This is a genomic window from Sphingomonas corticis, from assembly GCF_012035195.1.
Classification (GTDB): domain Bacteria; phylum Pseudomonadota; class Alphaproteobacteria; order Sphingomonadales; family Sphingomonadaceae; genus Sphingomonas; species Sphingomonas corticis.
This window is the reverse complement of sequence record NZ_JAAVJH010000006.1, coordinates 283,458-297,239: the sequence shown is the minus strand read 5'-3', so window position 1 is coordinate 297,239 and position 13,782 is coordinate 283,458. Positions and strand designations below refer to the sequence as shown.

Genomic DNA, 13,782 nt, shown 5'->3' with positions numbered 1-13,782 from the left:
GATGCGCGTCGTCGGCGCGCGCGACCTCGACACGCTCGTCGTGGTAAGCGCCGAGGGCGAGTACTTCGACGCGTCGATCAAGGATCTCGAGGCGGAGGCGGTGGGACAGGTGCGTTCCGGCACCTCCGTCGACCCCAAGCGCGCCGCGAAGGTGCCAGCCTATGTCGAGGCGCTCGGACCGCTGCTCGGAAACGACCGCAACACCAAGGCCGCGGTGACCGAAGCCGCGAAGAAGCTCGGCATCTCCACCTCCGCCGCATACGACGCGATCAGGCGGTTCAGGGAGACGGGCACGACGGACCAGCTGCCGCCGCCGACACGGCCGGGCGGACGGGGCAAGTCGCGCATCAACCCCAAGGCGCAGAAGATCATCGAGGAGGTGCTGGAGGCGACCGTGCTGAAGCGCGGCGGGGCCAAACCCCGCAAGTTCTTCCGCGAGGTCAAGCGCCGGCTGGAGAAGGCAGGGCTGCAGGTCGCGCACGCGACGCTCGCCGACCGCCTGACGAAGATCCCGGAGCACCGCTGGACCAAGACGCGCAAGGGCTACAACGAGACCCGCAAGACGCACGACCCGATCAGGGATCACTATCCCGAGGTGCATCGCCCGCTGGAGGTCGTGCAGATCGACCACTGGAAGGCGGACATCGAGATCCTGTCCGACGACCGCCTGCAGGTCATCGGCCGCGTCTGGATCACGCTCGCCATCGACGTCTACTCGCGCATGGTGTTCGGCATGCACGTCGGCATCGACGCGCCAAGCACGACCACGTTCGCCATGGCCATGATCAACGGCATGACGCGCAAGGACGCGATCGCCGAGCGATATGGGCTCGAGTGGGACAACCCGATGTGCGGCAAGCCCGAGCGGCTCGAGGCCGACAACGCGCGCGAGTTCACCGGCGAGTCGGCGAACGCATCGGCGGCGCACTTCAACATTCGATTGAAGTGGCGGCCCCTGGGCCAACCCCAATACGGCGCACACATCGAGAGGCTCAACGGCAATCTGGCGGACCGCTTCAAGGACCTGCCGGGTGCCACAGGCGCTACATCGACCGAGCGAGGGGAGCTCCGCCCCGAGATGACGGCGGCGTTCACCCTGGAGGACGTCACCAAGCACGCATGGATGATCGTCGACGAATACCACAACGACGTCCACACTGGGATCGGCATGCCGCCGCTGGAGAGGTTCAGGAGCTACTACTTCGGCCCGAACGGGCAGAAGCACCGACTGCCGGACGTGTTCGTCGACAACCTCCAGTTCCGCATCCACTGGTTCCCGCTCGTGAAGCGCAGCATCCAGCGCTACGGCATCAGGATCGACCACCTCGACTACTACAGCGAGTCGCTGGAGTGGCTGGTCAGGAACCGCAAGAGCTACGGCCAGCTCGAGATCCGCCGCCACCCGTTCGACGTGCGCGTCATCTACGTCAAGCATCCGGACAGGAAGGCCGAGGACCCTGACGCGACGGACCAGGACGAGTGGATCCCGGTCCACGTCCGCCAGCTCAACTTCCCCGAAGCCAGCATCCACGAACTGCAGGCGGCACGGCGCGAGGCGCTGCGGCGCAAGCGCGAGCCCACGCCCGAACTGCTCAGCAAGATCATAGACGAGCAGCACCGCCACATCGAGGAGGCGGTCAAGAAGACCAAGAGTGCCCAGCGCGAGGCCGCACGGCAGCAGCACCACAACAGGATCAGAAAGGAGGCGCCGGTCCCCGCCGCCAGGAGCGGAGCCGTGCCGAGGTTCGTGCAGCCGACCTCGACGCCAGCATCGACGCAATCCGACGAGCAGCCCGTGCGGAACGGGAAGACACAACAGGCACCCGCCGAGGGCAGCATCGCCGCCATCCTAGCGGGCATCAGCGACGACGACGTGGAGGCGATGTTCGAATGAGCGACACCTACGACAACCCGACGCTCCGGCCGGAAATGCAGGAGTTCCTCGACATCGAGGGCCGCGGGCGTCTCGGCGAGTGCTGGAACCGTGTCTGGGTGCCGACGCCCTCGACCAAGGAGGCGTTCATCGAGCTGCAGGACTGCATGAACGCCGCGCAGTCCACGAAGCCGCGAGGCCTCATCATCACGGGCGAGGCCGACACGGGCAAGAGCCGCACGATGCAGGCGTTCCGCGACCTCCACCAGCCGCGCATGGACCCGGAAAGCGAATACGCCGAGCACCGCGTCATCTACCTGACCGCGCCGGACAATCCCGATCCGGTCGTCGTGCTCAAGAAGATCCTCGCCGAGCTCGGACATCCGCTGCGCTACAACCCCTCGCCCGCCGACCTGCGCAGCCACGCCGTCACCATGCTCAAGGCCTGCCGCGTCGGAACCGTCATGATCGACGAGATCCACGACATCTCGCGCGACAGCCGCATGAACTCGAAGATCGTCAGCTTCCTCGTGTTCATGAAGAGCCTCATCAACGACACGGGGCGGCCGTTCGTCGTCGGCGGCACGCAGGTCGTCCTCGACATGATCGCGAGCGAGGACCAGATCGCCGGCAGGCTCAACACGGTGGTCAAGCTGAAGCCGTTCACGCTGTCCGAGTTCGCGATGATCCTGCTGGCCTTCGAGCGCATGCTCCCGCTGCGCCGGCAGTCGCGGTTCCGCGAGAACGAGGGGCTGGTCCAGCTCGCGTACACGCTGACGCAGGGCTACATCGGCCGCCTCAACTACCTGCTGGAGGACGCCTGCAAGGTCGCCATCGACAGCGGCGAGGAGCGGATCACGTTGTCCACCATCGACCGCGTCAGAGACCGCAGCATCGTGTCGGTCGGTCGCCGCGTGGCCTGATGCCGGTTGAGACGCTGCTGCCGCGTCCGCGGCCGAAGCCTGCAATACAGCCGTGGCCGTTCCGGCCGCAGCCGCTGCCGGACGAACTGCTATCGTCCTACCTGTGCCGCCTCGCCGTCGGCATGGACCTGAAGCCCATCACCTTCCTCAACACGGTGTTCGGCTCGGCGAAGAACCTGCTGGCGCAGGACCTCGACAACTTCGCGCCACCCCGGATCGTCGAGCGGATCGCACTCGGCACGCTGCGGCCCGCCGGAGAGATCCACGCCTGCACGCTGCGGGCCTACGCCGGAACGCTGATCACCGCGCACAACCCGAAGGGCCGTAACCCCTGGCTGCTGCCGACGACGATCGACAACAACGTGCGCCTGAGGACCGGGCTGCAATACTGCCCCGCGTGCCTCGCCACCGACGCGAAGCCCTACTTCAGACGGCGATGGCGACTGGCATTCGTCACGTCCTGCACGACCCACGGCCAGCTGCTGCGCGACCGATGCCCGCAATGCGACGCACCCGTCCATCAGCACGCCGCCGCATCTGCGGTGCACTGCTTCAAGTGCGGCGGCGAGCTGTGCGAACAGGCTGCGACGGTCGCGCGGCACGACCACATCGCCTGGCAGAGCATGCTTGAGGCGGCGCTGGAGCGTGGCTGGGGGCCGCTCGGCGACGAGCATCTCCGCGCCCACGTCGCGTTCGCCATCGTGCGGCAGGTCGCTGCCCTGCTCGTCAACGGCCGCCACGCGCAAGCCCTTCGCCAAGTGGTTGCGAGGGACTGGGGCGGGGATCCCGCGCCCTACGAGAAGCCGACGGCGCGCCAGCCGTTCGAGTATCTCGACGTCGCCGACCGGCACCGCCTGTTCGACATGGTCGAACGGCTGATGAGGGGCTGGCCGCACCGGTTCGTCCACTCATGCCTGGAGGCGGGCATGCACCGCTCCCATGCCATCAAGGACATGCCGAACCCACCGTTCGCCTACGAGCGGGTCATGCGCGCCTACATGGACGCCACACCATACCAAGCCACGGAGCCCGAGGTCGCCGCCGCCGCGGCTTGGCTCCGCCGGACCAGGGGCAAGGCGACATACCGCGACCTGCGCGCGATCTGCGGCGAGAGCCGCGCCGCCATATACCGGCACATGGACTACGAACGGCGGCAGGCGGTTCCCTCGCGCTGGCGCACCGAGGCCATGGCGGCCCTAGAGAGCCAGGGCTGACGCGATACGCCGACGCATGAAGTCGGCATAGGCCGCGCGGTCGTCCCACAGGCCGAAGGGGCGCGCGACGCCCCTAACCACGAACTCCGGCGCGAAGCCGGGCTGGGCGACCTTCGGCGAGCGCCAGCTCCCGTCGACCGAGACGCAAGCCCTTCGGGCCGCATTGGCAAGGTCGCGGTCGCTCATGCCCCCTCTCTTCGGCAACAGCAGTCCCAGGCTGCGCTCGTCGCCTAGTGGCGAGCCTCGATCCACGACGAGGAGCCGTCGTCCCCCCACTCGCACGATGGCAACCAGCGGCTCGCGCGTGAGATCAAGGCCCCCGTGCGGCGACCTACGGCCCGACGTGGTTGGCTGCGCGTCCAGCCGCCAGGCCCGTGATCGGCATGCCGTCTCAAGAGCGATCCAGGTGTCAGCCAGCGCCTTGAATGGTAGACGGGCCGCCACTTCGCCCGCTCTCGCCCTGCGCCTCAGGGCCGCCGCGCCGACGTCCGGGTCCGCTCCAGGCTGGCGACCGCCGGTGCCGAACGGCGCGGCGTCCCGCGGGTCCTCGCCGATCAAAGACCGGTCGCGCCGAACGCCTGCGCCGCAGGCGACGGAGACCACCTCGACATCCTTCGCGCTGACGAGATCGACCGTTCCGGTCGGCACCTCCACCGACCGACGGACGGTCGAGCCGGCGCGGCCGGTGGTCAGGACGATCAGACGGGCGTTGGCGGGCCTGGTCCTGCCGTCAGGCGGCGGAAGGTCGCGTCCAGCGCCTCGCTCGGAACCAGGATGACGCACCTCGACGCGCTTGAATGGCAGTGGCGGGGCGATCGCCTCGATGCGCAACGCGACGAACCTCGGCTGGGCGTCGACCCTCGTTACCCATCGTCCGACCAGTCGCATCCGAAGAGGCATTCGCCACGGCCACGCCAGATCCAGGTTGACGGAGCGGCCGTCACGCCCCTCGGGGTCCACGCTCAGCTGCTGAAACGCCGCATCGTGCAGCGCGCGGATCGCCTTGTCCGCTATCACCGCGGCGGCGGCGACCGCCTCGTCGCGCGACAGGTCGCGCCCAGCCTCCAGCACGACTGTGCCGTCATCGCGCACCCGCGAGAGCTGGCGGCTGACCAAGCCGCGCTCGCCGGAAACGGCGGGATCGCGTAAGCCGTCGAAGAGCTCCAGCAGGAACCCGCTGCTCACGCCGAACAGCGCGCGAAGCAGCTCCATCGGCGGCAGCAGGACCCAGTCGGGGTCATTCCACCTCCGCTCGCGCGGCGCATTCCCCTCCACGGCCACCCGACGCAGCAGGAAGCCCGGAACCGACGCGAAGCGCTGCGACGGGAACGGTCGACCCCGCGGCTGCGGGTGAAGCCCCACCCCGACCTCCTCCCTCCAGCCATTGCACTCGAAGCTGTCCTCGATGGCCAGCCCTGGCGCCCACCGCTTCCACTGGCCTCCCACCCAGCACGACCCCGGCGCCAGCAGGTCCAGCTGGCCACAACCGAGCCAGTGCGACGTGACGCCATTCACTAGGTCGAAGCCGGGCGCGTCCATGTCCGATGCGACGACCACCTCAACCTCCACCTCCTGCGCCTCGCCCCGGGGCTGGCGCACGCCGCCCAGGCCCACGATCTCGGCGGTGCCGGGCACCCCAATAAAGCTGTCGATGGCGATCGATCGAGTCGGCACGTTCGAACAGTAGATCCCAAGGCTATAAAAAGCCTACCGGCGAAGCTGCGTGATCGGGCCATCGCTCGCGACCCAACCGTCTCTGTCGGACGCCTATGCCAATTGCGACTGGCATCCTGCGGCTTGACGACGGCGCACGCGGAGAGTCGAGCCCGGGCGTTGCGAGAGGTTGATACAACTACCTGGACAGTCGCACCCGCAGGCGCCGGGCGCGCTCCCTGAACGCATCCGCACCGCCCTCGAGTATGCTGCACACCGCATCCCGTATCGGTTGATCTTCCAATCCGCCCGACTGGTAAGTGATGGGCGGCAACCCGCCCGCCGCGTGATGCCCGCACTCCGCAATGATCACCTGATCGGCATCCGTGTTGATGACCAGGTTTGCGTTGTGGGTGACCATGATCACCTGGCGCTTGGCCTTCGCGGCGATGAACAACGAGACGAGCTCGTCGAAGACCGACTTGGGATCAAGGTTCTCCTCGGGCTGATCGATGATGAGCGGGCGGTCATCGGCATCGTCCAGCGCGAGGTAAAGCAGCAGGAGAACAATGCCCCTGGTGCCCGGCGACAGCTTGCGGATGTCCACCCCGTCATAGGTGATCTCATAGCGGACCGAAATGTGATCTGTGCCGAAGAGCCAGTGCGAGAAGTCGCGCGACCACGCGCGAAACTCAACCGGCTGGGTCGGGACGACAGGCGCGTGGGCGAGGATCGCCTGCGCGTAGTTCGCCACGAAGCCGCTCATGGCGGCCTGCACAGACGCCGCGTCCCCGGCCTCCCACGCCGGTCGTAGCTCGGTCTCGGCTACGCGGATCAGCGACCCTCGCCCGTAGAACGGGCCGGCCCTGCGGCAGTCGATGAGCCTGTCCTCCGCAACGCCGCCCCAACCCGCGGCGTCCACCACCCGAGCGACCGAAAAACCTAGCCTGCGGAGCGTTCCCTCCGATGCCGCGAGGCGGGTCATCAGGGGCGCGTAGAGATCGGCCAAGGCGCACTGCTCGCCGATGATCGCCTGGAACACTCGGCCGTATGAGTTTTCTCGCTCGCCTTGCAGCTGCTTGCGGCGTTCACCGGCGCCCTGAGCATCGAGCAGCCGCGCCTCGATGCCCTGCAACTCGCTGTTCTCTTGGGTGATGCGGGCGGCGAGTGCCGCATATCGTCCGCGCACGACCTGGTCGGCGCTGATCAGACGCTCGAGTCGCGTCATCTCAGCCTTGAGCACGGCTAGGGGAACTGATGCGAGGTCCGCGCCATCCGCGACATAGGGAAGGTCGACCCCGTCTGGTGCCGGTGTCGGCGGCGTGCCGTACAGCGCGGCGATCTCTCGATCGGCCCATTCGATATAGCCCAGCAGGGCCTTGTCGACGTCACCCTTGTAGACGAGCAGGAAGTCATCCCACTTCGCCGCGTCCAATCCGCTGTTCGGATGCCGCGCCTGCGTCTGACGGAGCATCTCCGGTGCCTTGCTGGCGCGGGTGCTCCTCACCTCATCCTGCAGCGACACGAACAATCGCCGCTGGTTGGAGAACGCTTGGACTTGGCTGGTCTTCCTCTGGACGGCCACGTTCAGCTCCGCGTGACGGGCTGCCTGCGCCTCCGTGCCCTTCACCACGAGCTTGCCGAGATCGACCGTGTAGCCAGCGATCAAAGTGCGCTTGTGGCTTGCCTGTGCGGTGAGCGCCGCAACCATGCCCTCCTTCTCGAACTCGTCCGCGATCCGTTCCGAAAGGGCGTCAATCGCTTCGACCTCGCGCCTGCGCGCCTGCCGGAAGCGCTCGGTTCTACGCTCGCGGAGCTGCGCGAAGCTGACAGCACCGTCGCGGTCGTCGCGCGGATGCGCCTCGAATATGACGCGCTCAATCTCGCTAACCAACCCCTCCGACGCGCCGCTCGCGGAGCAGAGTTCCTCCACGAACTGCTGCGACAGATAGCGGGCGCGCTGAAAGGCGAACGGGTCCACCGGGTCGCCGCCGTCCAGCCTGGTTACGCTTGCATCGCCGCCGCCCCACTCGAGCGCTACCTTGGCATCGCCAATTACGTCACGCGCCCTGGCGAGGAACGAGGCGCTGACGCCGCCGACCGCCTCCCAAGCCTTCGCCGGGATCGCATCGCATCCCGCAGCGATCGTGTCAGCCAGCGCCGTCTTCCCGGATCCTCTTGCGCCTATGATCGCGACCAGTCCGGGGTTGAGCGGGAGGTCAGGCGTCGCCGCCCAGGGTGCGTCGCGAATCTCAACTCGCGAGATGACCTGCGATGACAGCGCAGCCCCGGGCGGTTCGGTGCCGACGAAGGCCCGCGTCCCTGGGTCTATGCATGCCTGGCGCAACGCGTCGAAGCTGAGCGCTCCCTTGATCCAGCAGTATCGATCTCCGTCGGGCATGCCGACCGTCGCCTCATCATGAGCGTCGCTGCCGTGCAGGCAGGGCTTGCACCCGTCATAACCGTCGCGCAGCTGCTCGATACTCAGGGCGCGTCCACCCAGCCAGAACTCGCGCTGGGATGGGCTGCTCGCGAAGATGATGTGCGCAAATCGCTCGATCTCCTGACGGATCGTCGCATCGGCAGCTTGGCGCAGGCCAGACGTGCCGTCACCTGCGCCGCCAGCGACGCCGACGAGAATGTTCTCCCTGGCCCACTCGTTTTCCTTGAGCACCTTCTTGAGCTGGTCGAAGTTCACCTTGAACTGCGTCGCCCCGTGCGCGAGCGCGCGTCGATCGTCGACCAGCGACGGGTCAGCCCTGCGTCCCAGACGGATCAGATCCTCGCGGGTGCAATCGAACGTGTCACCAAGGACGTTGAACTGAAGCCGTCGCAGCACCCTGTGAGCCTCGGCGACATGGTCGGGGTCCTCCGGGCTGACCAACAGGTGCAGGTTCACGAACCCGGACTTCGCGGCGATGTCCAGCCGCACCTCGATGTTCGGGAAGACACACTTGACGTCCGATAGCCGTCCGGCCGCCCTGTGCGCGACAGCCTGCTCGTAGGTATCGGTCACATAGTAATCGGTGAACCCGATCGCCTCAATCCGGGGCGATCGCGACTCCAATGCCGACAAGTATCCAGCCCACGGGTCGGGGCCGCCGAACTGATCGTTAAGCACCGTCCCCGGCGCGTGGATGTGCGGCTCCCACCGCCGCCATTCGGCTCCCCTCGTCAGCATCTCACCCCCCGAATATGAATCTTTCTCCGGCGCACCCTAGCAGGGCAGCTCCCCGCGTCGATCGCATGTTCTCGCTGCTCGATGAGCACATGAGGCAAGCAAGGCCCTGCGCACGGCAGCAGTCTGGTTCAACGGCTACCAGATCGCGTCGGCGGTTGCGTGAAAAGGCCGAAACTTCGATGAAGTGGCGGCACGGAATAGGATACGACCATGGCGAATGCGGCGCTAGAGTTCATGCTGAACGTGAGCCGGCACTGTCGTAAGCTGATTGAAACGGCCGGGCTCGCGATTCGTGATCAAAAAGAATACGCTACTCAGGCCGCGAGAGCCGCACTCAAGACGGCCCTGAAGGCGCAACAGGAAGCACTTGAGGCCGTCTTGCCCGCCGACTTCCCGGGTGGACGGCGTGGGGACCTTGCCAGGCATATTCACTTTTGTGAGCCCGGCGACTGGAACGACATCGTATTTTTCGACGTGCCTGACATCATGGCGAAGGCTGAGGCATACGCCACCGAACTGCCGCGGGACGATCTGGGCGATCTGGATGTGTTCATTCATGCGCGCTTCCGCCCGCGACTGGCGATGACGCTTCAACAGGACCAGCCGGACTTCCACGCCCTTATACTAACCTGCAGCGTCGACCTCGCGACTCTGTTCCGACAGAAATCCGGCGCTGCGGACGACTCCGACGGGGAGATCGGGCGAATTTTTAGCCCGAACAACCCAGTGCTCAGGGTGCCGGCGGCGCTCGCGACGGAGACGGAGAGAAACATTCAGCGGGGATCGATGCTGCTGATGCAGGGGTGGAGAGCGTTCATCCGTAATCCTCACGCCCATGGCGAACGCCCGACGGATCGCGAGTATGCCATGCACGCACTCATGCTGATGTCTTTCCTGGCGAGGATCATCGACGGCGCGACACGGGTCGTGTGATCGCGGTTCGCCAAGGCTGGGTTGCATGGGCCGTCACACCAGCGGCTCAGGCCTCATCCACATCGGCCGCCCCCAACGACGCTTTGTTGCAAGCGTGTAGCTCCGAGACGAAAGTGCTTGGTGCACCAGCAGCTTCTTCCTATAATGCGGAAACGATGAAGGGGTCCGACATACTCAGGCAGGCGGGGGAGGCGCTTTACGGGGAGCGCTGGCAGACGCCGCTGTCCCGCGACCTGGGCGTGACCGACCGCACCATGCGGAACTGGGCCGCGGGCCGCCATGACGTGCCCGCCGACGTGCCGGACAAGCTGCTGAGGATCCTGCGGCAGCGGGGCGACAGCATGGCGCGGCTGGCCGCGAGGATAGAGGAACACGTGCGCGCGGAGGGCGACCGCCCGACGGCGCAAGAGGAAAAGGCTAGAGAGGGACAATGAGCGCACCGACCATCTACGACCTCTGCGCCCCGCGCCCCGACGTGCTGTCGGGCGCGATGTCGGAGGGCGACTTCGCGGCGCGCCTCGGGCCGGTGGTCAACCGCACCGGCCATCCCGACTACGTCGACCCGATCCGCTTCTTCACCAACACCTATCCGACGGCCGGCCTCAAGGAGCTGCTCGACCAGGTGCTGCGCCGCCTGTCCGGAACGCCCGGCGCGGTCTCCTCGGTGTTCCGCCTCGACACCAGCTTCGGCGGCGGCAAGACGCACGGGCTCATCGCGCTAATCCACGCGGCACGCAGCGCAGCGTCGATCCCCAACCTGGCCGAGTTCACGTCGGTGACGATGCCGGGGACAGCGCGCGTCTCCGCCTTCGACGGCGAGGCGTCCGATCCGACCAACGGGCGCGCCATGGGCGACGGCGTGCTCGCCTACACGCCCTGGGGCGAGCTGGCCTACCAGCTGCGCGGCCGCGACGGCTACGAGCGCGTCCGCGCGTCCGACGTGGAGCGGAAGGCACCCGGCTCCGAGACGCTGTCCGAGCTGCTGGGCGACGAGCCGGCGCTCATCGTGCTGGACGAGATCGGCGAATATCTGCGCAAGAGCCCCGGCGCCGGGGGCCGCGACCAGCTCGCCGCCTTCATCAAGGCGCTGTTCTCGGCCGTCGAGTCCTCGCCCCGCGCCGCCGTGGTGTTCACGCTCGCGGTGCGCGCCGACGGCAAGGCAACCGACGCCTTCGCTGCCGAGAACGAGGCGGTGGCGAAGCTGATCGCCGAGGCCGAGAGCGTGTCCGGCCGCAAGGCGACGATCCTCAATCCCACCGGCGACGACGAGACGGTGGCCGTGCTGCGCCGCCGCCTGTTCGAGACGATCCGCCCGGGTGCCGCCGACGAAGTCGCTGCCGCGTACGCGACGGTGCAGGCGGACAGACGGGTGGAGAGCCGCGAGGGGGTGCGAGGGTCACGGCTGGTCGACACCTACCCCTTCCATCCCGACCTCATCGACACGCTGACCGACAAGACGGCGACGCTGGCCGATTTCCAGCGCGTGCGCGGCATGCTGCGCATCCTCGCCAAGACGGTCGCTGGCCTGTGGGCCCGCCGGGCGGGCGACGCGTTCGCTATTCACACGCACCACATCGACCTCGGGCAGGAGGACGTGCAGCGAGAGTTCACGACCCGCCTCGGCCAGTCGGCGTTCGTGCCTGCCATCAACAACGACGTCGCCGGCCCCGCGGGCAAGCCCGCACTCGCCCAGGTCGTCGACGCGGACATGAACGCAGGGCTCCTTCCCTACGCCTCCTACGCCGCGCGAACGATCTTCGTGCACACGCTGGCCTTCAACAACGAGCTGCGCGGCATCACCCCCGCGCAGCTGCGTTATTCGATCGCGTCGCCCGCGTCGGACCTCGACCTGCTCGACGCCAGCCTGGTGCGCTTCCAGACCGACAGCGCGTATCTCGACGACCGCCCCGGTGCCCCGCTCCGCTTCAACGCGGAGGCCAACCTCACGCAGATCATCGCGCGCGAGGAGAAGGGCATCGACGCCGAGCGCATCCGACTCGAACTCGATAGCCGGATCAAGGACATCTTCTCCGGCGACCGGCCGACCTTCGACCCGATCCTGTTTCCGGCCGGCGCGTTCGACGTGCCGGACGATGTCGGCGACGGCAAGCCGCGCCTGGTCGTCGTCAAGCACGAGACGCTGGAGGTCTCGTCGCAGCTCGACGCGGTGCCCGAGTTCATCGCCCGCATGTACACGCGCAAGGGCGCCGAGGAGGACAAGATCCGCCTCCTGCGCAACAACCTCGTGTTCCTGCTCGCAGACGAGCGCGCGGTGTCGCAGATGCGCGAGGCGATGAGCCGCCGGATCGCGCTCGCGGAGCTGAAGCGCCCCGAGCGCCTGGTCGACCTGGCCGACCATCAGCAGCAGGAGATCCTGCGGCAGGAGCAGCGGTCGGAGCAGGCCGTCGCGGTCGCCATTCAGGGCTGCTACCGCCACCTACTCTACCCGTCTAAGGCGGCGCTGGGCGACGGGTCGGTCAGCCTGGGCTACGCCTCCATCGACAATCCCTCGACCGCTGAGAAGCCCGGCGCCGGCCAGGTGCAGGTCGTCCGCCAGCTGTCGGCGAGCAACAAGCTCAAGTCGCCCGAGGACGCGCCCGACGCTCCCGCCTACATCCGCGACCGCACGCCGCTGAAGAGCAAGCGGCAGATGACCGCGGCGGCGCTGCGCGAGGAGTTCCGGCGCGACCCCAGCCTGCCCATCCAGATCGGCGACGACCCGTTCAAGAAGATCGTGCGCAAGGGCATCGAGGACGGCGTGTTCGTCTACCGGCGCGAGGACCTCGTCGCCGGCCAGGGCGAGCCGATGCCCAGCATCGTCATCGACGAGTCCTCGGTCATCTTCACCGCCGACTACGCCAGGGAGCACGGCATCTGGCCGCGGCCCGCGCCAGCGCCGACCGCCGGCGCGGGCACGGGCACTGGCGGAGCCGACGGGGGCGGAACCCGCTCGCCCGACGGCGGTGCCCAGTCCGGCGATGCCGCCAGTGGCGGTCACCAGGCCGGAGCTGGCGGCACCGCGACCAGCGGCGCGGGCGCGACGGCACAGGGCGGCACCGGCGAGGCCAACGCCGCGAGCCCGGGCACTGTGTTCGTGCACGAGGGCGTGCTCAAGGAGGCGCTCACCGTCGTGTTCCAGAAGGCGCGCAGCGCCAAGGCGGTCAGTCTCGCGTCGGTGACCATCTCGCCGTTCGACTACGCCGACGCCTTCAAGCTGCTGCCGGTGGCCGAGGGCGTGCCCGACGCCACCAAGCACGTCGAGATGGAGGGCGACCTCGCCACCGCGGCCGGCGGCGAGCTCAGCATCCGGGCCGAGGGCACGCTGACGGAGATGAAGGGGCTGCGCGAGTTCGTCGAGCCCCAGCTCCGCGCCGCGAGCGAGAAGCGGCTGGAGGTCGTCATCCGGCTCGACTTCGCCAACGGTCTCGCCCTCGACGGCGACGCGCCCGAGCGCATCGTCGACCGTCTAACCCGCTTCGGCGCCGCCGCCGCCTTCGTCGAAGCCTCCGCCAAGGTGAACTCGTGATGCAGACCCGCAGGAAAGCCGAATACATGGCCCGCCAAACCATCCAGCCCTCCTACGAGGTCCGCGCCCGCCGGGTTGGCAACGAGCTCCAGGTCGAGATCTGGCAGCTGCCCTCGCCGGCCAGCCCCCACGTCACTGTCCCCGTGCGGGTCGCCGGGCTCGCCGGGCGCAACCTCGAGATCAACCAGATCCGCATCCTCAAGCGGCTGCGCGATGCCGGCATCCGCCTCGACGTCATGCCGGTCGAGGGCATGCGCGCGCCCATCGACGAGGCGGCGGCGCTGCGCATCGCGCTGATGTTCCGCGTGCTCGCGCCCATGCGCTCGCGCGCGGCAATGGTGCAGGTCGCCGAGGGCATCGAGGACATGGCGCGCGAGGAGGCCGCCTACTGGCTCGGCATGGCCGTCCACCGCAAGAACCCGCGCCGCGTTCTGACCGCGCTGCGCGTGCTGCTCACCACCACCCAGCGCTGATCCGGA

At 67.9% G+C, this 13,782-nt stretch carries 9 protein-coding genes; 7 read left to right on the top strand and 2 right to left on the bottom strand.

From position 1 onward, the window contains the following. The first annotated feature begins 1 nt into the window (after window position 1). The 3 genes from HBH26_RS12220 to HBH26_RS12210 are packed head-to-tail and all read left to right on the top strand — an operon-like array spanning window position 2 to window position 4,010. Window positions 2–1,894, top strand: a complete 1,893-nt coding sequence (locus tag HBH26_RS12220; RefSeq protein WP_168134883.1) for a Mu transposase C-terminal domain-containing protein — start codon at window positions 2–4, stop codon at window positions 1,892–1,894. Beyond that, on the top strand, window positions 1,891–2,796 hold the full coding sequence (locus HBH26_RS12215) for a TniB family NTP-binding protein (protein WP_168134882.1): 906 nt from the start codon (window positions 1,891–1,893) through the stop codon (window positions 2,794–2,796). The genes HBH26_RS12220 and HBH26_RS12215 overlap by 4 nt, the downstream gene beginning before the upstream one ends. Further along, the gene (locus HBH26_RS12210; protein WP_168134881.1) at window positions 2,796–4,010 is read left to right on the top strand and encodes a TniQ family protein; all 1,215 of its coding nucleotides are present in this window, start codon (window positions 2,796–2,798) and stop codon (window positions 4,008–4,010) included. Before HBH26_RS12215 ends, HBH26_RS12210 begins: the two co-directional genes overlap by 1 nt. Here the strand turns inward: HBH26_RS12210 and HBH26_RS12205 are convergent. Together HBH26_RS12205 and HBH26_RS21190 are read right to left on the bottom strand one after the other, a co-directional pair. Continuing rightward, window positions 3,993–5,684 carry a hypothetical protein gene (locus tag HBH26_RS12205; RefSeq protein ID WP_168134880.1) on the bottom strand — a complete coding sequence of 564 codons (1,692 nt, stop codon included), beginning with the start codon at window positions 5,682–5,684 and terminating at the stop codon, window positions 3,993–3,995. The genes HBH26_RS12210 and HBH26_RS12205 overlap by 18 nt on opposite strands. 178 nt (window positions 5,685–5,862) lie before the next feature. Further along, window positions 5,863–8,844 (bottom strand): TrlF family AAA-like ATPase, encoded by a 2,982-nt coding sequence (locus tag HBH26_RS21190; protein ID WP_168134879.1) that lies wholly within the window; start codon window positions 8,842–8,844, stop codon window positions 5,863–5,865. 210 nt (window positions 8,845–9,054) lie between these two features. On the opposite strand from HBH26_RS21190, the gene HBH26_RS12195 reads away from it, so the two are divergent. From HBH26_RS12195 to HBH26_RS12180, 4 genes are all read left to right on the top strand, one after another. After that, the gene (locus tag HBH26_RS12195) at window positions 9,055–9,777 is read left to right on the top strand and encodes a TIGR02391 family protein (protein ID WP_168134878.1); all 723 of its coding nucleotides are present in this window, start codon (window positions 9,055–9,057) and stop codon (window positions 9,775–9,777) included. A 155-nt stretch (window positions 9,778–9,932) separates the two neighbouring features. Beyond that, a complete protein-coding gene (locus tag HBH26_RS12190; RefSeq protein WP_168134877.1) occupies window positions 9,933–10,211 on the top strand; it encodes a hypothetical protein in 279 nt (92 codons plus the stop codon). Then, window positions 10,208–13,303: an ATP-binding protein gene (locus HBH26_RS12185; protein ID WP_168134876.1), complete on the top strand. Its 3,096-nt coding sequence runs from the start codon at window positions 10,208–10,210 to the stop codon at window positions 13,301–13,303. Before HBH26_RS12190 ends, HBH26_RS12185 begins: the two co-directional genes overlap by 4 nt. After that, entirely contained in the window at window positions 13,303–13,776 is a 474-nt protein-coding gene (locus HBH26_RS12180) for a DUF7680 family protein (protein WP_168134950.1), read from the top strand. Before HBH26_RS12185 ends, HBH26_RS12180 begins: the two co-directional genes overlap by 1 nt. Window positions 13,777–13,782 lie beyond the last annotated feature (6 nt).